This window comes from Paenibacillus sp. R-74696 (assembly GCF_055814915.1).
On sequence record NZ_JBPULM010000026.1, the window covers coordinates 306,366 to 327,478 of the forward strand.

Annotated in this window: 16 protein-coding genes and 2 other RNA genes; 1 reads left to right on the forward strand and 17 read right to left on the reverse strand. The window is 45.8% G+C overall.

Features of this window, described 5'->3' with window-relative positions; genetic code table 11:
* Positions 1–573 precede the first annotated feature (573 nt).
* From ACSR9A_RS10130 to ACSR9A_RS10185, 12 genes are all read right to left on the reverse strand, one after another.
* Positions 574–1,716 carry a YecA family protein gene (locus ACSR9A_RS10130; protein ID WP_473757038.1) on the reverse strand — a complete coding sequence of 381 codons (1,143 nt, stop codon included), beginning with the start codon at positions 1,714–1,716 and terminating at the stop codon, positions 574–576.
* A gap of 373 nt (positions 1,717–2,089) precedes the next feature.
* Positions 2,090–2,629, reverse strand: a complete 540-nt coding sequence (locus tag ACSR9A_RS10135) for a DoxX family protein (RefSeq protein WP_473757039.1) — start codon at positions 2,627–2,629, stop codon at positions 2,090–2,092.
* Positions 2,630–3,247: 618 nt separating this feature from the next.
* Positions 3,248–3,602: a transfer-messenger RNA gene (gene ssrA, locus ACSR9A_RS10140) on the reverse strand.
* Complete coding sequence (locus ACSR9A_RS10145) at positions 3,585–4,637, reverse strand: PIN domain-containing protein (protein WP_473757041.1); 1,053 nt, start codon at positions 4,635–4,637, stop codon at positions 3,585–3,587. The genes ssrA (ACSR9A_RS10140) and ACSR9A_RS10145 overlap by 18 nt, the downstream gene beginning before the upstream one ends.
* A 21-nt stretch (positions 4,638–4,658) precedes the next feature.
* Entirely contained in the window at positions 4,659–4,859 is a 201-nt protein-coding gene (locus tag ACSR9A_RS10150) for a hypothetical protein (RefSeq protein WP_473757042.1), read from the reverse strand.
* Positions 4,860–5,655: 796 nt separating this feature from the next.
* Positions 5,656–7,371: a hypothetical protein gene (locus tag ACSR9A_RS10155; protein WP_473757043.1), complete on the reverse strand. Its 1,716-nt coding sequence runs from the start codon at positions 7,369–7,371 to the stop codon at positions 5,656–5,658.
* 339 nt (positions 7,372–7,710) lie between these two features.
* Positions 7,711–8,076: a transfer-messenger RNA gene (gene ssrA / locus ACSR9A_RS10160) on the reverse strand.
* Between the two features lie 211 nt (positions 8,077–8,287).
* On the reverse strand, positions 8,288–8,767 hold the full coding sequence (gene smpB, locus ACSR9A_RS10165) for an SsrA-binding protein SmpB (RefSeq protein WP_473757044.1): 480 nt from the start codon (positions 8,765–8,767) through the stop codon (positions 8,288–8,290).
* 192 nt (positions 8,768–8,959) lie between these two features.
* Positions 8,960–9,160, reverse strand: a complete 201-nt coding sequence (locus tag ACSR9A_RS10170; protein WP_028609190.1) for a cold-shock protein — start codon at positions 9,158–9,160, stop codon at positions 8,960–8,962.
* Between the two features lie 274 nt (positions 9,161–9,434).
* Entirely contained in the window at positions 9,435–12,599 is a 3,165-nt protein-coding gene (gene rnr, locus ACSR9A_RS10175; protein ID WP_473757045.1) for a ribonuclease R, read from the reverse strand.
* Positions 12,600–12,765: 166 nt separating this feature from the next.
* A complete protein-coding gene (gene secG, locus ACSR9A_RS10180; protein WP_046234099.1) occupies positions 12,766–13,002 on the reverse strand; it encodes a preprotein translocase subunit SecG in 237 nt (78 codons plus the stop codon).
* 111 nt (positions 13,003–13,113) lie between these two features.
* Positions 13,114–13,899 (reverse strand): sugar phosphate isomerase/epimerase family protein, encoded by a 786-nt coding sequence (locus tag ACSR9A_RS10185; protein WP_473757046.1) that lies wholly within the window; start codon positions 13,897–13,899, stop codon positions 13,114–13,116.
* Between the two features lie 218 nt (positions 13,900–14,117).
* Between ACSR9A_RS10185 and ACSR9A_RS10190 the strand changes: the two genes are divergently transcribed.
* Entirely contained in the window at positions 14,118–14,468 is a 351-nt protein-coding gene (locus ACSR9A_RS10190; RefSeq protein WP_473757047.1) for a hypothetical protein, read from the forward strand.
* Between the two features lie 334 nt (positions 14,469–14,802).
* Here ACSR9A_RS10190 and eno read toward each other — a convergent pair whose 3' ends face one another.
* The 5 genes from eno to gap form a co-directional block, all read right to left on the reverse strand.
* Positions 14,803–16,095, reverse strand: coding sequence for a phosphopyruvate hydratase (gene eno, locus ACSR9A_RS10195; protein WP_341280507.1), 1,293 nt, complete (start codon positions 16,093–16,095; stop codon positions 14,803–14,805).
* A 33-nt stretch (positions 16,096–16,128) separates the two neighbouring features.
* Positions 16,129–17,661: a 2,3-bisphosphoglycerate-independent phosphoglycerate mutase gene (gene gpmI, locus ACSR9A_RS10200; protein WP_473757048.1), complete on the reverse strand. Its 1,533-nt coding sequence runs from the start codon at positions 17,659–17,661 to the stop codon at positions 16,129–16,131.
* Position 17,662: 1 nt separating this feature from the next.
* On the reverse strand, positions 17,663–18,418 hold the full coding sequence (gene tpiA / locus ACSR9A_RS10205; RefSeq protein ID WP_341280505.1) for a triose-phosphate isomerase: 756 nt from the start codon (positions 18,416–18,418) through the stop codon (positions 17,663–17,665).
* 30 nt (positions 18,419–18,448) lie between these two features.
* A complete protein-coding gene (locus ACSR9A_RS10210) occupies positions 18,449–19,630 on the reverse strand; it encodes a phosphoglycerate kinase (protein ID WP_341280504.1) in 1,182 nt (393 codons plus the stop codon).
* 297 nt (positions 19,631–19,927) lie between these two features.
* Positions 19,928–20,932, reverse strand: a complete 1,005-nt coding sequence (gap, locus tag ACSR9A_RS10215) for a type I glyceraldehyde-3-phosphate dehydrogenase (RefSeq protein ID WP_341280503.1) — start codon at positions 20,930–20,932, stop codon at positions 19,928–19,930.
* Positions 20,933–21,113 lie beyond the last annotated feature (181 nt).

Genomic DNA, 21,113 nt, shown 5'->3' on the forward strand with positions numbered 1-21,113 from the left:
TTTATTTGATAATTAAATTATTATTGTGTATTTCGGTATAATTCAATGTTGACGAGCCTATGATCGGTGTTAATCAACCTAGTTGTCGCGATTATATATATAAGATAGCTGTGTTTGGGCTTTGCTTAGCTTTAATAGCACTCGCTTTTTTCGAATCGATCCCAACCTTCTTCATCCAGGCCTCAATTGCGCGTTGCCCTTGACCAGCGAACAGGATCCCTCCCCTGAAGAACAGCTTCAATCAATTACAGTTAAAAAAGAAGTAAAAAAGGCCAATACCATCTGTTAACTCAGCGCACAAGGCAGAGAATAACGCAGTTGAAGAAGGTGTTTATCAAAAATTCAGCTCCGCTGCCTTGATAACCAATATATCAAGAGTCATGCGTATACCGAGCTTTTACCATATGAACACCATAAAAGACCCTCTATCGTAAAGGTTAGACAACTGGGTAGGAGAAAACCCCGACCTTTTGCGGCTGGGGTTTTAATGGGGAGGCGAATCGCGGCTGTGCAAAACCACAATTCGCCGGGTAGATCTTGGGGGCACAGAACAATAGTCATAAATCAACGCCGCTATAGACAGCACTTCTTATGCTTTTTCCCGCTCCCGCACGAGCACAGATCGTTTCTGCCAATTTTCGAAGATGCCGCCGTGTGTTGAAGCACATTGTCGGCATTCGTGCTCCTACTCCGCTTCTGGCTTAGTTCAGCAGGTGTATAACCGCGATTAGACCACATTCTAGTCGTATTATTCACCTGAATAATTAACGGCACAATCTCATTCAGCTGCTTCTTGTTCAAACGAATTTTGCGACGCTCAAACTCTTCCATGATGACGCTAATTGGCTCTTCCATTGAACAAGCAAGCTGAATATCATCGATGATCGCCTCAGCCATCTGCTCGACTTTGCCCAACTGCTGAATGATATAGTTCTTCAACGCTTCTAGCTGCGGCGTCATCTCGAAATAATTAATCTCCGCATAACGTAGCAGTTCTTCCATAGGAGGAATGTAGTACGGCTTGTCCTTCACGCTTTCCAAGAACTTTTCATATTCGTGCAGATTTTCTTCATCTAATTCATCGTTAAATAGCATCCCATGCTGAACATTCCAAGTCAGCACCTTATCAGAGACAGATAAACGCACATGATTAAACTGCTCCTCCGTCAAGCTGCCTTCATTCTGATCATTAATAATTTCTATGAGCTTCTGCACGGAGATAATGCCATACAAGTTAGACGCAGCTTCTGAATATCGCAGCACTAACTGGCTTACGGTGCGTTCTTGACTGAACGATCTCAGATCCAGCTTCTGATATGAGGCCTTAACTTCCTCCGGCATGACGAAATATAGCTTATCCTGCTCCAGGAAACTGAACACCAAGCCTTTATCCATCAAAAATAAATAAGCATCCGCAAATACAGTATCGTCCTGAATATACGGCTCCTTGAGCAGCCGGCTCATCAGCTCCCATTCCTGCTTCTCCGCTGTAAGGAAAGCCGCACGCACTTGAGTTACATCTGTAATTCGATCGTAAAGTGCATCCACGAGCTCCTGCTTCTTCAGCTTGGAGCGACCCGCTAGCGCGCAATTAGCTGCAATGAAATTTAAACGATCTTTAGTTATCTGTTCAAGAATAACCTTTAAGCTTGTCACAACTGTACCTTTGATCGCATTGTTAACATTCAGCTGCAGCATTTCTTTTTCCAATTCCATTCCTAAACCCCTTTACTATGAAGCTACATAGTTAAATTGTACCCTAACACGGCTCACGATTGAAAGGATTGGCGTCTTGAAACTGGAGCATAGAAGTCACAGCATAAAAAAAGAATATTAAGTGGGAAACATCGAAGCCTATGATGATTATCAGCAAACGCTTCCATCAAGCCAAGTAGAAATGATCATTATCAGTGTTAAGATCATCCGCATTATGACAGGTTGAGTGCTTATTTAACGAAATATGACTCATCACCAAGCATGATTAACAGTCACTGCAACGACTTCAACCTGATATTGAAAGACGACAAACAAGAACCCCCATCGTATGGATCGCACGAGGAGGTTCGTTTTGTTACTTGAAGTGAATGAGTTAGTGGGCTTTTGCCGTGCCTGTAGGAGTCATTTTTCCGCCTCCATCAAGCCTCTTAAATTTGAGTCCTTTACGCAATAGCGGAAGCAGGTAGTAGTCCAATCCATACCGTCCTGCGTTGGTGCCCGCAATGAGTACAATTCCTCCGAGAAGAACAAGCCATGGGTTAGTGTTTAACGTTCCAGCGAACATGAACATGAAGTTCATCAAAAGTCCGAAGAAGGCTGCCGCGGCCGTTAATCCCCCGAGTATCAATCCGGCGCCCACCAGAAATTCACCGATTGGGATGAGAATGTTAAAGAGCTTTACGTTCGGCATCGCGAAGTGTTCGATGAAGTATACAAAGTTCGGATAAACCAATTCATTTGTCGTTTTATCGGCTACCGGGTTATTGATAGCGTTGGTTAAGAACCCTGTGGCATCGAACCCGCCCATTAATTTGTGCCAGCCCCCTACAATCCATTGGTAACCGAGGTAGACACGAACGACAACCATAAGCATTGCAAAATATTTATTATTTCTTAGCCATGCTAACATCATAATCATCTCCAATTATATTGTGATTTTTTTCACATACTATTTTAAAAAGATAGGCTTTCTTCCTTCTTACTCGATAAACTAGGATGTACTGAAAGACTAGATCGCTTGAACCAGGAACGCTTTGGGTTGTGATTTTTCATGGTGCATTCTTCCTCTCTTCTTGCTGCTAAGCATTGCTTTCTTCTTGCACCTTTAATATATCATACTTTGATACATATGAATGTGAAAAATTTCACAACTTTGTGAACTCTCAAAAGAATTTGTACGAAGGCGTAGTCTTTGTTTAGAAATTCCGACCATTAACAGTAAATCCTCTATGGTATATAGTGTCTAGGCTGCTTGAATGCCGATAAAATTATACGTGATACTCATCGATTTTGGCATGGAAGATTTCATTGATATTCTTATTTTCAAAAATAATTCCCATAGACTTATTATGAGTTCTAGAGAGAATTGTAGTCATATCTGTATGGTATTTTTCACAGCACATGGTGCTGAGTAGCGATATTTGTGATCTATGATTACTGGTCATATCTCTTTAATTATATGATTTTTAAACCACCATGTATGCAGCACAAACAAAAAAGACACCTAACACGGTGTCTTTTTTGATAAGGTTGGTGGAGGCGAGGGGATTTGAACCCCTGTCCGAAGATCACGCCACACCGGCTTCTACGGGTGTAGTCACAGTTTTGATGTCACCCAAGCAAACGCCCCGTAACCGGCTTTCGCTAAGGTCAGCCTGATTGTCTTCTTCAGCTCACCGCAGGCGGAGATGAGACAGCGTATTCCACTACTTGTTAGCCCCTAATCCAGTCACATGGGCGATGCTAGGTAGGAGCACGCTCACAGTTTCTTAGGCTGCGAAAGCGTAGTTTGTTTGTTGTTTGCCATTTAATAGGCTTTAGCGTTGATGAAGCAGACGACTCCCTGCTACCCGCTGGCTCATACTTCATTAAGCATAATCCTCATCATACAATCTTATATATATTTCTTTTGATTCATTGAGATCACAACTTGTAATTTCAAGTTTTTCTTCATTTGAAATATCGAAACTTATTTCAAGAGTTACAGGAACCAAGGAATCAGTCTCAACTTCTAACTCAACCTCTTTTTCAAAAATATACTTCCCTTCCTCTTTATCATATACTGAATTCTCATAGTCAGTATATGATATCTCCGCTTCAAAGGTAACTCTCACTTCAAACTGAAGAGTTGCACTAGCTTCTTCAAGTTCAATAATATTTATTTCATCTTCTAACTCAACACTCAAAACATTAATATACTCAACAGAACCATCCTCATTTTCTAATGAAAAGCCATGATCTTCAAAATTCTCACTTATACTATCTTCAATGTTTTCAAAAAGTTTCTCTGCTAAATTCACAACAAAATTATGCCTGTACTTATCGCTACTAGTCACCAAATTAAGAAATGAATTAATGCTATCCAAACAATGTAGACTCACATTATCTTTGCAGTAGTCTACGAGATCGTTATCTGTAGAGATAACGTACATCTGCTCAGAATTAGTAGTACACCAGTTATCGAGTGCTAGCAGATTAATAGCATCAGGAAATTCGGACTTTTTGCCGTTGCTAAATGGTGGTACCACTTGAAAGTAGCCCTCTAAAAGTTTATCAACCGAGACAGCTTGTAGCGGTATTATTAAAGCCTTTGAATTGTCAATAAAATCATTAAACTGTTTCTTGACCACCGAACTAACCAAATTGCTTGTTTCATTGTTAAAGACCACACCATACTGCTTGATATTACGTAGAATCATTCCTTTTTTACGAAGGGATTCAAGGGCAGACCTAGCTTCTTTAGTTCTGTCATCTATATTATTATTCACTTCATTTATTACTATACTTGATATATAAAGTTTTATATGTCTATTCGCAGACAATCTTTCTATTTGACCGAGCAAGTGGTCATTGAAATTGAAATTACGTTGAATGTATATAGATGAATCAATAAACACATTATTCGTTAATAAGCCGGTCAATTTAAATCCCCCCAACTTAATTTACAGTTTAATTCTTGGAATTGTTGCATTAAATACCGACGCAAGCCACAACAGCTCACCAGCACCAAACATGATTTGAGCTAACGGAAGCTTGCCTCCGTAAGATCGTTGATGCAAAGCCACTAAATCCAGATACGCCTTTGCAACAGTTTCAGACAAATCCTTTGACTGTATCAGTGTGCTTGCAACAATCTGATCCACAATTCTAGTATTCTCAGCTATAATCTGTTCATCAGTGAGTTCAATCTCTTCCCAATCAATATCAAGTCCTGAGATGCGAAGAATATTCCTATCCAGTTTCGCTACCCACTGCTACCCATGCTCATTCTCATAATAGAATGTACCGCTTTGATTGCCAGTTGCCCATGATGGCGGATTTTTGCCTTGAATACTGATACGAAGTTCAGCCGACAACTTCAACAACTCCTTCAAGATATTGGAATATGATAAACCTATATTCCCATAACGTGAACTCGCTGTCAAAAGAATTGTCGGCTACTTCCTATTCAATATGGCCTACAATTCAGTTACTATATGCTTCTCATACAAAACCTCATCCCCGATCGCAAAATACACCGTGATATGCACCTGCTTCGTCTCTCTCATTACCCGTGCCTGCGATACAAACTTTCCAATTAACGAATGCAACATCTGCGGATTCTGAACCTCAGCATCCATATGAACAGCGGAGAGGATGCAGTTATCCTTTCCGCTGTTTGCTGTTTATTGTCTATCGCCGCGAGGCTGGGTATCCTGATTAACACATTTACAAATTGCATGTTACAGAATCACCATTTTAAGAATATATAGAATAGCTGACTAAACTGTATAAACCGAATCCTCATTGTTGGCTATAATAACCTGAGCAAATCCCAGCTAAAGCACTGATTAGACAAGGTACTGCGACAAAACTAAGTGTATTGACCAGAAGAACGCCCAATGTAAATTCCAACGTGTTAGGATAGACCATCTGCTTGAATCATTCCTTTGCAATAATTCAGGATTCTTCGCCTGGTGCATTGCTTTTCATAACTTCAATTACATAATCAAACCAATCATGAAATCGCTTCTTAGCTATAAAGGAGTGACTATGAGGTCTTCTAGCATATGCAAGGTAATCATGAAAAGAAATATATCTGTATCTGGAAGAGGCCTTTTGTGAAAATGTATTTACAAGGTTACATCCCTGCTCCATTAAACTCACTAATTCCTCAAATTCATTTACATCGAGAAGATGCCATTCAATCAAGGAGCCCCTATCATATAAGCCCTCATCACGTAGCCTTTGCTCTATTCTCTCATACACAATTTTCACACCTGATAGCGAACCTTGCGTGACTATGACAGCATGAATTTTTCTTGCTTTTGTAAAATCAATCGGCACATTCTCAATAGGTGCCTCGATAAACCTCTGAAGATGAGCATATATTTTCTTAGCAGGTTCAATAATTAATTGAGAAATATCCTTCTCAAACGACTCGATATTACCAGCTACAAGAGTTGTCTGCATGTTTAATCTTTTAGCTTTATAATCGAACACAATCAAATCGTTTTTATACTGAATAAAACCATCAGGCGATAGCAATTTATTTTTTGCATACTTATATTGAAACTCAGGAATATACCTAGCCATTTTTAGTGATGGCTCTGCATTAACTAGTAAATCGTGGCAATACAACTCAAATATGCGACCAACAAATATTCTAAACTTATTTGCTAGTTCTGGACTTAAACCATCAATAATTCTCCAATATAAGCCATCCCATATATTCTCAAGCACTAACTGACTATCAAGTGGATAAAAAACCTCCCCCTGACGTATAACTGGCTTCTTCCTAAAATAATTAAAATCCCATCTATGACATGTCGATTCTGCAAACCTCTGCTTAAATTCCTCCATGGAGATTGTCGTCATTTGAAATAGGTTGTGAATCTCATCCGTGTCTATACCAAGATATTGTACATACTTATTAACATCGTTCACCATTCTATTTGTCCATATAAAATCTCTGACATCGCCACTTGGATGAAATGATGCATTAATTGCAGTCATAAAAAATAAGTAAGCCTTTATGCTAACACCAGTATTGTTATAAAACAATTCTGCAATATCTACATACTCTTTAGTTTGAAATCTGTCCCTTTGAGAAGCTATATTCAAATAACATTCAATGCTTCTTTGTACAGTGTGCAGATAATTAATATTTCGATTAAAGTTCCCATTTTGCACACTTTCAAGTTCAATGATTTTCATGTCTGTAGGAATTTGATAAAAGCTAGAGAGCATGGTGGAAAGATGAAAACAATGCATGAATGCACTAGGGTTATTTATTTCAGGCACATCATTATAAGTTACCTCATCTGCATGAACTAGTAACCACTTGACAGCATTTAATAGCATTTGCCTATTATTAAAAAACACATTAGGTTGCTTATATTGTAATATTCGTTCAATATAATCTTTATGTATTCCTTGTTCCCAGCACCGTATGATGACTTCATTTAAAACAGTATCAGTATCATCCATATGAGACGAGGCTATCAACCGAGAGATCGCAGGCAAGAGGTTTCCTATACTTGCTTTTTTAAATTGAGCAATTATTTCTGTCTCTGTTGGAGAATATTGCATCATCTCATTGAAATCAGCAGATACCATTAAGTTCATACCTGTAGCAGGGACATCTAACCGTCTTTTCTTTTTACTGTGTGCCAAATGATCACCTCCCAAGTAAAGCAAACAATATGCAATACTAATAATAGGTAATTATATATTAAATCTTGTGTTCACGCAGTGGGATACGCCGTCACCTCTCCGCCTGTGGCGAACGGAAGAAGACAAGCAGTCTGGCCTAAGAGAAAGCCGGTTGCAGGGCGTTTGCTCAGGTGACAACAAAACTGCTACATAGATAGGTACCGCCATGTACATCATCAGAAATATATCGTATTCGACGTCAGAGAAGCCCGAAGCCTTAGAGCCGAAGCGGTTTATCCCACCCCTTCGAGTCCGAATGAGCAAAAACGGACACCGAATGGTGTCCGTCACTAGTACTGCATATGGAGGCGAGGGGAGTCGAACCCCTGTCCGAAGATCACGCCACACAGGCATCTACGGGTGTAGTCACGAATTTGATGTCACCCAGGAGGACGCCTCGTAACCAGCTTCTTCCAAGGTCAGCCTGATTGTCTTCTTCAGCTCACCCCAGGCGGAGATGAGACAGCGTATCCCACTACTTGTTAGCCCCTAGTCTAGTCACATGGGCGATGCTAGGTAGGAGCACGCTCACAGTTTCTTAGGCTGCGAAAGCGTAGTTTGTTTGTTGTTTGCCATTTAATAGGCTTTAGCGTTGATGAAGTGGACGCGTCCCCACTACCCGCAACCCGCGCTCGTCCTATCCCCGTCGAATCCAAGAACGCCCCCGAGTTGGCATAAATGACATATCACTGCCGGCTCCGAAAGAAGCTCAACCTGATCATCATTTAGCTTAAGATATTGCTTTGCTACTTGCTTAGTATAACACGATTCAAGGAATAATCCCTAAAATGTTATTGGAACTGCTAGTAAAATTCAACACGCTTTCCTTGAAAATATACAGACGTTCTGACTTGCGCTTACTCGCACAATCTCGCGCTTAACGTATAACCTTCTGCTTCTCGCGCAGCACCCGCTGAATATCACGCTGGGCATCGCGTTTTGCCGCGGAATTGCGTTTGTCGAACTGCTTCTTACCTTTACCTAACCCAATCAGAAGCTTCGCATAGCCATTACGCACATAAATCTTGAGCGGCACAATGGAGTAGCCTTCCTGCTTGGATTGGCCGAGCAGCTTGTGAATCTGAACTTTATGAAGCAGCAGCTTGCGGGCACGCGTCGGATCCGTTGGATTGTGACGATTCCCCTGCTCGAAAGGACTGATATGCAAATTGTGGATGAAAATTTCGCCGTTACGTATCGTCGCAAATGCGTCGCTTATATTGGCTCGTCCGTTGCGGAGCGATTTAATTTCCGTCCCCATTAGCACCATTCCCGCCTCATACGTGTCTTCGATGAAATAATCATGGGAAGCTTTTTTATTTTGTGCAAGCTGCTTGCCGTCGTTTTTCTTGCCCATTCTTATCACCTCGACATCATAATTAGCTTCAGAAACTTGAAAAAGCCGCTAGATATACATTGTAGCAATTTTTGAAAATGAAAGCAAGAAAGCAGCTGCCATATTGTAAAATATGGTTTGATCGTCAAAACCATAAAAAGCCGCTCCAACCTTACGGTCGAAAGCGGCTAAATTTCGCAGTTGATTAAACTACTACAGTTTTACTACGTTTTCAGCTTGTGGTCCGCGGTTGCCTTGAACAACGTTAAATTCTACGCGTTGTCCTTCTTCCAGCGTTTTGAAGCCTTCGCCAGTGATTGCGCTGAAATGTACGAATACATCGTTGCCGCCTTCAACTTCGATGAAGCCAAAGCCTTTCTCAGCGTTAAACCATTTAACTGTACCTTGTTGCATTTGTAAAACCTCCAAAAATAAAATTAATATGCGCCTGTTTCGTTTTGAGAAACAAAAAATTCACACATTGAAAAAGGTCCATGACTGTAATGACACCCTTTTCAATATGTGAATTCAGGTCCATATCATCAATTGCTTTGAGTGTACTATACCCATATTCAAAAAGCAAGCGACAAGCTTAAATAATTTCTAAAGCTTGGCCCGCTGTACCAGCGCTGCCAAGCCTCTGTATGAGGGGCAGCGCCGATGCAAGGGACTTTACAACTATTTTGTTTTATTTACGTTTTTTTCTAACAAAAGCAGCTGTTGAATTGCCGCCTCCGTTTTTCTTCTTGCGCTTCCTCTTAGCCGCGTCTCCGCCTGCTCCAGCAGCGTCTGGGGAAGCCTGCCCACTAGGATTCGCGCCGCTTGGCGCTGAGCCTGGCTGCGCCGCCTGGCGACGCTTGCCGCCTTCAAAGCCACGGCCAGCTCCGTCGCTTCGCTCGCCGCCATCGCTGCGACGGCTGCCTCCTCTAATCGGCAGCCCCCACATATCCGTGCGCGGCGCGCCTTCGCCGCCGCGTCCTTCGCCTCGATCCTGCGGCTCCGCCCGCACGATCCGCTGCGTCTGCTCCGCCGGCGCAAAGCTACCGCCAGCGTCGCCCTTGCGCCCGCGGCGCGGCGCGTTCCCGCCGCCGCTTGCGCCTGGCGCAGCTCCGCGCCCAGCGCCCTTGCGCTGGCGCTTCGCGCCTTGGCCGGCTCCGCCGGCCTGAGCAGCTGAGTTCCACCACAGCTGCTCCTCACCAGCGCCGCCATCCTGGCGCTGGCTCTCTCCTGTCGGACGGCTTAGCGCGTCCGACAACCCCGGCGCGGCGCCTTCAACATCGCGCCGCTTCCACGGGTTCTGCCCATTATCGGCCTGCCCGATACTTTGCTGGCCGCCATCTCTCGCTCTACCGCTGTTAGCTGTTCTACCGCTGTTCCCTGCTCTACCGCCTTGCCCATTTTTCCCAGCTCTTCCGCCTTGCCCTTCATTCCCCGCTCTAGCGCCTCTTACTCCGTTGACCGCTCCAGAGCCTTGCGCTCCATTGCCCGCTTTGGCGCTTTTACCGCCCTTGCCTTTAAAGCCACCGTAGCCGCCATTTGCGCCTTTGCCACCAGCAGCGGTACTATCGCCCTTCGCACTAGTGCCGGTGCCCGCACCGCCACCGCTGCTGCGTCCGCCTTTGTTAAAGCCGCCGCTGCGCCCGCGCCCGCCGCGCGAAGCGCCGAACCCGGCATCAGCGATGCCTTTAAAACCGCCGCGAGGCTTCATATCAACCATTTCAAAATCAATCGTATGGTCATTCATATTCACATTGCCAATGCGGATTTTCACCTCATCGCCAATTCGGTATACCTTGGAGGTACGTTCGCCGATGAGCACCATATGCTGCTCTTGGAAGTGATAATAATCATCCGTCAGATCGCTCAGACGAATAAGCCCCTCCACTGTATTATCCAGCTCGACAAACATCCCAAAGCTCGTAACACTGCTGATGATGCCATCGAATTCCTCGCCGATTTTATCCAGCATGAATTCGCATTTTTTCATCTGCTCGGTGTCACGCTCAGCATCAGCAGCTACCCGCTCGCGCTCAGACGAATGCTGCGCAATATCCGGCATGCGGGCAGTCAGCGCCTCATTGCGCTTCTCGCTGAGCGCTCCGCCGCCTTCCAGCACCTCACGAATGACGCGGTGGATCACCAAATCCGGATACCGGCGAATAGGCGAAGTGAAATGCGAATAAAATTCCGCTGCCAGCCCGAAATGCCCCAAGCTTTGCGCATCATATTTCGCCTGCTTCATCGAGCGAAGCATCACAGTGGAAATAACCGTTTCTTCCTTCGCGCCTTTAATTTCCTCCAGCAGCATTTGCAGTGCACGCGGATGAACCGAGTTGCCTTTGCCCTTCACAACATAACCAAAGTTCGCGGCAAACTGCATGAAATGCATCAGCTTCTCCTGATCCGGATCTTCATGAATCCGATATAGGAAAGGAACACGCAGCCAGTGGAAATGCTCAGCAACCGTCTCGTTCGCCACAAGCATAAATTCCTCAATGATCTGCTCTGCGACGGAACGATCCCTCTTCACAATATCGACAGCCTTGCCCTGCTCATCAACGATAACTTTGGATTCCTGAAAATCAAAATCAATCGCGCCCCGCTTCATCCGCTGCTTGCGAAGCTTCATCGCCAGCTGCTCCATGAGCGTGAACATATCCAGCAAATCGGCGTAGCGCTCCTTCAGCTCGGTCTGCGGCTCCTCTTCGTTTGCAGTGAGCAGCTTGCGCACATTCGTATACGTCATGCGCTCCTTCGTACGAATAACACTCGTAAACACATCATGGCGCACGCGTTTCAGCGTTTTGGCATCAAACTCCATCTCGCAGGATAACGTCAGCCGATCCACCTGTGGATTGAGCGAGCAAATGCCGTTCGACAAGCGATGCGGCAGCATAGGAATAACCCGGTCCACCAAATAAACGCTGCAGCCTCTGCGGAAAGCTTCCTGATCCAGCTCGGAGTTTTCACGAACATAATAGCCCACATCCGCAATATGGACGCCCAACAAATAATTGCCGTTATCCAGCACCTTCACATGTACGGCATCATCGAGATCCTTGGCATCCTCGCCATCAATCGTCACAATGACCTCATCCCTCAGGTCACGACGTCCCTGCTGAATAATTTCTTCCTCCGTTATGGAATCTGGCGCTGCTTCCGCTTCTGCATCTACCTCTTCCGGAAAGCCTTCCGGCAGCTGATGCTTGCGAATAATCGACAAAATATCAATGCCCGGATCATCCTTATGACCGAGAATTTCAATAATTTCCCCTTGCGCCGCTGAACGGCCTTCCGGATAGGTTACGATGCGCACGACAACCTTTTGTCCGGATACGGCACCTTTAAATTCATTTTTGGCGATGAAAATATCACGGTTAATTCGCTTGTCATCCGGTACAACAAAGGCATACACTTCATGGCTTTCAAAAGTGCCGACTACCTGTGTAACCGCTCTCTGCACAATACGGACAACCTCGCCCTCCAAACGGCCACCCGCTTGGCTCTTGGACGTCACACGTGCAAGAACAATGTCGCCATTCATCGCGCTGAGCTGATCATTGGCATGAATGTAAATGTCAGGATGCTCTTTGTCATCAGGCAGCAAGAACGCAAAGCCTTTCGCATGGACCTGCAATTTTCCGCGCAGCAAATTCATCCGTTCCGGAACGCCGTAACGGTCATTGCTCGTACGAAGGATTTTACCGCTATCCTCCAGTTGGGTAAGCAGCTGCAAAAAAGCTTTAAAATCAACAGCCTCCATCACGCCAAAATGCTGCTCCAGCTCCTGATAAGTCATCGGTTTATAAGCGGTCTCCCGCATAAAATCAAGCAATTCCTGCTCTTGTATCATTAGTTTCCTCGTCACCTCATATACCGGAGGCCATTCTATCAGCACTTGCAACCGGTTGATAGATTATTATATATCATTTAGTATACACGAAATTACCCAATCGCATCCGCGAAACAACAAAAAAAGTGGAGGAAACTCCCCCACTTTTCGCATGCAAGACAGAATATTACTGTTGTACAACGTAAGCAACAACGAGCGACAGGACGAAAAATCCAACAGCCAGTGCAATCGTCAAACGCTGCAGGAACAAGTCCAAACCACGCGCTTTCTGTTTGCCGAACAAATGCTCAGCGCCACCACTGATGGCTCCGGACAATCCCGCGCTTTTACCTTTTTGCAGCAATACGACAGCAATTAGGCCAACCGAAAAAATAACCAGTAGTATTTTCAAAGCTATATCCATTCAATCCACCTCCAGCATAGGAGCTCCATTAAAACATATAAAATGATTGTATCACAGCGATTTGCTGAAAACAATACTTTGCTGTTTAACCCTTACATTTCCTGTTAACGGCTACCCTTTTGCTGGCTGCGGATTTTGCATAAGCCTTTGCATAAAATGAAAGCTCAGCTCGGCGCTTTTCAGCGACGTTTCCGTAAACTGCTGCTGCTCGATAATGATATATTTTACTCCCGATTGCTTAACCACCTCATACAGCTCGGAGTAGCCCACATCCCCTCTTCCAAGCTCCGTATCCTTGCGCCCCACCTGAAAATCTTTAAAATGGACAAGCGGCAGCCGATCCGAATAATACCTCACGTATTCAGCAGGATCATAACCCGCCATGTAAATCCAGCCTAAATCCAGCTCTGCTTCCATTAGGTCTTCGGGCACAAGCTCCAGCAGGTGGACATATAGCGGCTTGCCTTCAACCTTTTTCCAATCCGCATCGTGGTTATGCAGGCATAGCTTAATGCCCTGCTGCTTCGTTTGCCAAGCACATCGCTCCAAAATCTCTGCCAAATATTTTATATCGTCCATTTTCGGCACTTCTGGCACAGGAACCCATGGCACGACCATATATTTCAGCCCCAGCTCATTCGCATATTCAACCTGCTTCTCGAAGTCTGAAGGGATTTTTTTCGAATTTTCAAAATTAAGCGGAACATGGGCGGACGGCGCCACAAGCCCCAGTGAATCCAAACGTTCTTTCAGCCTTCTTGCCGGTGCGTGAAAATAACCCCCGAATTCGACCGCCTTATAGCCGATCTCAGCTACCTTGTCCAGCGATCCCAATAGATCGCTTTCTGTAATATCCCGCAATGAGTACATTTGCAGGCTCAGCACTTGTTTTTCCATAAAATAACACCTCCTTTTCTGCTCAAATCCAGCAACCATTTATAAAACAGGCTCGTCATTAGAGGTAACCAAGGTGAAACGGCTGTCGCCGTTCTCTGGCGGCACAGCGCGTTTCAGTCCGGGAAATATAGAGAAAGGATGGCGAAATCATTTCCTTTCCTATATTTCAAAAAACGTGTTTGGATTCGCACATTACTTATGCAGAGGGGGATACTGCTATGTTTATTATCATTTGTTTAGCCGGGATTATCCTAACCATGATTGTTCTCAAAAAAGTGGGCGCCTTATACATTTACTCCAAAGGTGTTTTCATTTCCGTCATCCTTACGCTCATAGCTGCAATAGGTCTTTCACAAAATTATTTGTACAGTCTGGTTCCCACCTTTGAGGACGGTATTGCGGTTTCTAATTTTATTGCTTATTGGATTATAGGGGATAATGGCTGGTCGGTTCGGTTGTTTCAGCAGTATTCGGAAGGTTCGTTATTGCTTGCTATTGGCTTGCTGGTTATCTATATTGTTGTGCATCGTGTGGAGTTGGCTGTTGGACGCAAAACGGCGCAGCGATAGGTGGAAGGCTGCTAAAAAAGGATCTGCGCTGCGTAAAAGGGTTGGGGTTCGATCGCTGTTGCCCTTGGAAATCGCTGAACAATAACTGCTTTAGCGGTAGATTTCCAAAGACAAATGCGAACGCTGCGCTTCTCCACCCCAACCCTTTTACTCCGCTTGCCTTTTCAGCATCCCTCCACCCTCTTACATACCAAAAACCCCTGCTCCACATTATTTGTGGGCAGGGGTTTTTGAAGTGCATTGAAGCCTATTCGCATTGATACTTGCTCACCTTGAAAAGGTCAGAATCAGAGTACTGGCTGATCACCATGAGCAAGTAGTCATTGGTTTAGGCTTATTTGAAGTTTTTAAGGTTGTAGAATGCGGATTTACCAGCGTATTGAGCTGTAGCACCCAGTTGGTCTTCGATGCGAAGCAATTGGTTGTACTTCGCTACGCGGTCCGTACGGGATGGAGCACCTGTTTTGATTTGACCAGCGTTTGTTGCAACTGCGATGTCAGCGATTGTGCTGTCTTCGCTTTCGCCGGAACGGTGGGAGATAACCGCTGTGTAACCAGCGCGTTTCGCCATTTCAATTGCGTCGAAAGTTTCAGTAAGGGAACCGATTTGGTTAACTTTAACCAGGATCGAGTTGCCCACGCCTTTTTCAATACCATCGGACAGACGCTCAGTGTTTGTAACGAACAGATCGTCACCAACAAGTTGAACTTTACCGCCCAATTTTTCAGTAAGCAATTTCCAGCCATCCCAATCGTCTTCGGAGCAACCGTCTTCGATTGTGATGATTGGGTATTTATCAACCCATGAAGCAAGCAGATCAACGAATTCAGCAGGCGTGAAGGATTTGCCTTCGCCTTCCAGGTGGTATTTGCCATCTTTGAAGAATTCAGTCGAAGCTACGTCCATACCGAGGAATACATCAACGCCTGGCTTGTAGCCTGCGCTCTCGATAGCGGAGATGATTGTAGTGATTGCTTCTTCGTTCGAACCAAGGTTAGGAGCAAAGCCGCCTTCGTCGCCTACAGCTGTGTTCAGGCCTTTGTTTTTCAGAACCGATTTCAGGCTGTGGAAAATTTCAGCGCCGATACGAAGAGCTTCTTTAAATGTTGGAGCGCCAACTGGCAGAACCATGAACTCTTGTACGTCGATGTTGTTGTCCGCGTGCTCGCCGCCATTGATGATGTTCATCATTGGAACTGGCAGAACTTTAGCGTTGAATCCGCCCAGGTAAGTGTACAGGGATACGTTCAGTGCATCCGCAGCAGCGCGAGCTACAGCCATCGATACAGCAAGAATCGCATTAGCGCCCAGCTTAGCTTTGTTCGGCGTACCGTCAAGCTCGATCATTTTGCGGTCAATAGCTACTTGATCAAGAGCGTCCAGACCAATGATTTCAGGAGCGATAATCGTGTTAACGTTATCTACTGCTTTTTCTACGCCTTTACCAAGGTAACGGCCTTTGTCGCCATCACGAAGCTCAACAGCTTCGTATGCGCCAGTGGATGCGCCGGATGGAACGATAGCGCGGCCTTGGCCACCGGATTCTAGGGATACTTCTACTTCTACTGTTGGATTACCGCGGGAATCCAATACTTCGCGTGCATATACGTCAACGATAATAGACATGTTTGAACACTCCTCTTAGTTTGATGATTGTTGTTACTTCTGAATCAGGGAAATGCCCGTCATCTCTGCCGGCTTGGGAAGCTGCATCAGATCAAGCACCGTAGGTGCAAGGTCTGCCAAAATTCCGCCTTCACGCAGCGTTGCTCCAGCAACCGTCACAATGCAAGGCACTGGGTTGGTTGTGTGCGCCGTGAACGGACGTCCGTTTGCATCAAATACCATATCGGCATTACCATGGTCAGCTGTAATAATACATACGCCGCCTTTAGCAAGCACCGCCTCAACGACTTGACCCAAGCATGCATCCGTTGCTTCTACCGCTTTGATTGTCGGCTCCAGCATGCCGGAGTGACCCACCATATCCGGATTGGCAAAATTCAAGATAATTGCATCATGCTTGTCTGCTTCAATCTCGCTGACCGCAGCTGCTGCCACCTCATAAGCGCTCATTTCCGGCTGAAGATCATACGTTGCTACTTTAGGCGAATTGATCAAAACGCGAGTCTCGCCCGGAAGTTCATGATCACGACCGCCGCTAAAGAAGAACGTAACATGCGGATACTTCTCAGTTTCCGCAATGCGAAGCTGCTTCTTGCCGTTTTGTACAAGCACTTCACCAAGCGTATTATCGAGGTTTTTCGGCGAATAGGCCACAAAACCGTCAATCGTTTCGCTGAATAGCGTCAAGCATACGAAATACAAATTTTTCGGAGCATGCTCCCCACGTTCAAAACCGCGGAAATCTGCGTTCGTAAACACTTGTCCCAGTTGAATCGCACGGTCTGGACGGAAGTTGAAGAAAATAACCGCATCCTCCGACTCGACGAGACCTACCGGTTTGCCATCCTCACCTACGATAACCGTTGGCATAACAAACTCATCATAAACGGATTTCTCGTACGATTCAACTATCGCCTTAAGAGGGTCCGTATATTGTGGACCTTCGCCATACACCATAGCGCGGTATGACTTCTCTACCCGCTCCCAGCGTTTGTCGCGATCCATCGCATAATAACGTCCTTGTACCGTAGCAATTTTGCCTACGCCTACCTCTTCGATCTTCGCGATTAGCTGCTCCATGTAGCCTTTTGCGCTATCCGGGGCAACGTCGCGGCCATCAAGGAATGCATGGATATAGACATCTTCCAGGCCTTCCTTTTTTGCCAGGTCAAGCAGAGCAAACAAATGCGCAATGTGGCTGTGTACGCCGCCATCGGATAGCAGGCCGTATAAGTGAAGCTTCTTGCTATTTGCTTTTGCATGGCGCACAGCGCCAAGCAGTGTTTCATTGTCGAAAAACTCGCCGTCACGGATCGACTTGCTGATGCGAGTCAAATCCTGATAGACGATGCGGCCTGCTCCGATGTTCAAGTGTCCAACCTCGGAGTTGCCCATTTGTCCATCTGGCAAGCCTACCGCTTCACCGCTCGCTGTCAGCTGCGTATGAGGGTAAGTCGACCAGTAACGGTCGTAGTTAGGCTTTTTCGCTTGGGCAACTGCATTGCCTGTAACGTCATCGCGCAGACCAAAGCCGTCAAGAATAATTAATGCAACTGGAGCAGCCATCTTACTTGGCCCCCTCGATCAGTGCGATATAGGAAGCAGGCTCAAGGCTAGCTCCGCCTACAAGCGCGCCGTCGATATCTTGCTGACCCATATATTCAGCAACATTGTTAGGTTTAACACTGCCGCCGTATTGGATACGAACCGCTGCTGCTGTTGCATCGTCATAAAGACCTGCAATTACGCTGCGGATATAACCGATAACGTCCTGTGCATCTTCAGAAGTCGAGGATTTGCCTGTTCCAATCGCCCAGATTGGCTCATAAGCAACGACTACTTCAGCCGCTTGAGCTGCGGACAAGCCTTGGAATGCCGCTACCGTTTGCACGTTGCACACATTTTTGGTTTCGCCAGCTTCACGCTCTTCAAGCTTCTCGCCTACACATACGATAGGAGTCAGATCATGCTTGAATGCTGCATGTACTTTTTTACCAACGATTTCGTCTGTCTCAGCAAAATAAGCACGACGCTCGGAGTGGCCGATAATAACATATTTTACGCCCAGATCTTTCAGCATCACGCCGCTGATTTCACCAGTGAATGCGCCATTGTCTTCGAAATGAAGATTTTGTGCGCCAATCGCGATAGTCGTTCCTTTAGCTGCTTCAACAAGGGAAGGAAGTGCTGTGAATGGCGCGCAGATAACGCTCTCTACGCCATCAACCTCTGCTTTGCCTTTCACATCTGCGAAGAAGGAAGCTGCTTCAGAAACCGTTTTGAACATTTTCCAGTTGCCTGCAATAATTGGTTTTCTGCTCATATATATACCCTCCTGTACTGTATGGGTTGCTTATTTATCGTTAAGTGCTTCAACGCCCGGCAATACTTTGCCTTCCATGAATTCCAGGGAAGCGCCGCCGCCAGTGGAAATGTGGTCCATTTTGTCAGCAAGACCGAATTTCTCAGCCGCTGCAGCTGAATCGCCGCCACCGATAACGGTGTAGCCAGCTGTTTCTGCACATGCTTTCGCTACTGCTTGTGTACCATGGGAGAAAGGCTCGATTTCGAATACGCCCATAGGTCCGTTCCAAACAACCAGCTTGGAGTTTTTGATCGCTTCAGCGTAGATTTCACGCGTCTTAGGACCAATGTCGATTCCTTCCCACTCAGCTGGAATGCCGTCAACTTCAACGATTTGCGTGTTAGCGTTTTTGCTGAAATCATCAGCGACAACGATATCAACTGGAATGAGGAAGTTTTTGCCGAGCTTTTTAGCTTTTTCGATGAACTCAAGCGCCAGATCAAGCTTCGAGTTATCAACCAGCGATTTGCCGATTTCATGGCCTTGTGCTTTGAAGAACGTGTAGGACAAGCCGCCACCGATAATGATGTTGTCAGCAATTTCAATCATTTTGTTGATAACGTCAATTTTATCCTTAACCTTCGAACCGCCTACGATAGCTGTGAAAGGACGCTCAGGGTTGTTCAGCGCTTTGCCAAGAACATCAAGCTCTCTCTCCATCAATAGACCGGAAACAGCCGGCAGGTGGTGCGCAATGCCTTCAGTCGAAGCGTGTGCACGGTGTGCAGCGCCGAAAGCGTCATTTACGTAAAGATCAGCAAGCTCAGCGAAAGCTTTCGCCAGCTCAGCATCATTTTTCTCTTCGCCCGCATGGAAACGAACGTTTTCAAGCAGCAATACATCGCCAGCATTCAAAGCCGCGATTTGAGCTTTAACATTTTCACCGATCGACTCATCTGCTTTTACTACCGGTTTGCCAAGCAGCTCAGACAGACGCGCTGCCGATGCAGTGTGGCGAAGCTCTTCTACAACTTCACCGTTCGGGCGGCCCAAGTGGCTTGCCAAAATAACTTTCGCGCCTTTTTCGATCAAGAAGTTAATCGTAGGAAGCGTCTCACGGATACGCTTGTCATCGGTAATTTTACCATCTTCGAGCGGTACATTGAAATCGACGCGTACGAATACCCGTTTGCCTGCTACTTCTACGTCACGAACACTTTTTTTAGCCATGAATGTAACCTCCTGATATTAGCGTGCAAAGCTTGTCATCATCTATATTCAAACAAAAAGAAGCGTTCCCTCTTTATCAAAAGAAGGAACGCTCCCTCTTGGCTCGCGGCCAGAAGGCTCGCGAACCTGAAGCCGCGCTTCGTCGTGAAGACAAAATCGCGCCCCCTGTTAAGGTTTCGCTTGAATCGCATACGATGCCCCGGGAGCGCCGCGGATTAAGCGTATCCCGCAGCCGGTGCAAGACCGGCCTGGGACGTAAAGCGTTCCATGTAATTGTGGGGGATATTTCCCTTGTTCTTACAGACCTTTGCTTGCGATATAAGCAGCGAGATCCACTACGCGGTTCGAGTAGCCCCACTCGTTGTCGTACCAAGAAATAACTTTTACCATGTTGCCTTCAACAACCATAGTCGACAGACCGTCGATTGTGGAGGAAGCAGGGTCATGGTTGTAGTCGCTGGAAACAAGCGGAAGCTCGTTGTAGTTCAAGATGCCTTTAAGTGCGCCTTCGGAAGCTTCTTTCAGAGCAGCATTAACTTCTTCAACTGTTACGTTAACTTTCAGCTCAGCTACCAGGTCAGTTACGGAAACGTTAGGTGTAGGAACACGCATAGCCATACCGTTCAGTTTGCCTTTAAGCTCAGGAAGTACAAGCGATACTGCTTTAGCAGCGCCAGTGGATGAAGGAATGATGTTCTCAGCAGCTGCACGAGCACGACGAAGGTCTTTGTGCGGTACATCCAGAACAGATTGGTCATTTGTGTACGAGTGGATCGTTGTCATCATACCTTTAACGATGCCGAATTTATCGTTCAATACTTTTGCAAACGGAGCAAGACAGTTCGTTGTGCAAGAAGCGTTGGAGATGATTGTGTGAGCAGCTGCATCGTATTTATCTTCGTTAACGCCGATAACGACAGTGATATCTTCGTTAGTAGCAGGAGCGGAGATGATAACTTTTTTAGCGCCGCCTTTAAGGTGAAGCTCAGCTTTTTCTTTAGCTGTGAAAATACCAGTGGATTCAACAACGATTTCAGCGCCTACAGAAGCCCAAGCCAGGTTTTCAGGGTTGCGCTCAGCGAAAACTTTGATTTCGCGGCCGTTAACTACGATCGCGCCTTCTTTAGCTTCAACTGTAGCATCAAGAGTACCGTGAGTTGTATCATATTTCAAAAGGTGAGCCAGTGTAGCTGTGTCTGTCAAATCGTTTACTGCTACGATTTCTACATCAGCGTTGTTCAGAGCTGCGCGGAATACGTTACGACCAATACGACCAAATCCGTTAATACCTACTTTAACCATTGTTGTTTCCTCCTAGAGTGTTTTGGGGTGAAAAAATATATTTCAAGACATTTCGCATGCCGGGTGCCATTGTCTCGCACGGCGCGAAGCATCAAGATCACTTGCCAAGGTGAAACGGCTGTCGCCATCCTTTGGTGGCGCGGCGCGTTTCAGTCCGAGAAATATAAGCGGAGTATAAGCG

Bases quoted from the DNA above. Each gene is read 5' to 3' on its own strand.
- ACSR9A_RS10130 (WP_473757038.1), bottom strand. From the start codon at position 1,716: ATGGAATTGGAAAAAGAAATGCTGCAGCTGAATGTTAACAATGCGATC.
- ACSR9A_RS10135 (WP_473757039.1), bottom strand. From the start codon at position 2,629: ATGATGTTAGCATGGCTAAGAAATAATAAATATTTTGCAATGCTTATG.
- smpB (WP_473757044.1), bottom strand. From the start codon at position 8,767: ATGGGCAAGAAAAACGACGGCAAGCAGCTTGCACAAAATAAAAAAGCT.
- ACSR9A_RS10170 (WP_028609190.1), bottom strand. From the start codon at position 9,160: ATGCAACAAGGTACAGTTAAATGGTTTAACGCTGAGAAAGGCTTTGGC.
- rnr (WP_473757045.1), bottom strand. From the start codon at position 12,599: ATGATACAAGAGCAGGAATTGCTTGATTTTATGCGGGAGACCGCTTAT.
- secG (WP_046234099.1), bottom strand. From the start codon at position 13,002: ATGGATATAGCTTTGAAAATACTACTGGTTATTTTTTCGGTTGGCCTA.
- ACSR9A_RS10185 (WP_473757046.1), bottom strand. From the start codon at position 13,899: ATGGAAAAACAAGTGCTGAGCCTGCAAATGTACTCATTGCGGGATATT.
- ACSR9A_RS10190 (WP_473757047.1), top strand. From the start codon at position 14,118: ATGTTTATTATCATTTGTTTAGCCGGGATTATCCTAACCATGATTGTT.
- eno (WP_341280507.1), bottom strand. From the start codon at position 16,095: ATGTCTATTATCGTTGACGTATATGCACGCGAAGTATTGGATTCCCGC.
- gpmI (WP_473757048.1), bottom strand. From the start codon at position 17,661: ATGGCTGCTCCAGTTGCATTAATTATTCTTGACGGCTTTGGTCTGCGC.
- tpiA (WP_341280505.1), bottom strand. From the start codon at position 18,418: ATGAGCAGAAAACCAATTATTGCAGGCAACTGGAAAATGTTCAAAACG.
- ACSR9A_RS10210 (WP_341280504.1), bottom strand. From the start codon at position 19,630: ATGGCTAAAAAAAGTGTTCGTGACGTAGAAGTAGCAGGCAAACGGGTA.
- gap (WP_341280503.1), bottom strand. From the start codon at position 20,932: ATGGTTAAAGTAGGTATTAACGGATTTGGTCGTATTGGTCGTAACGTA.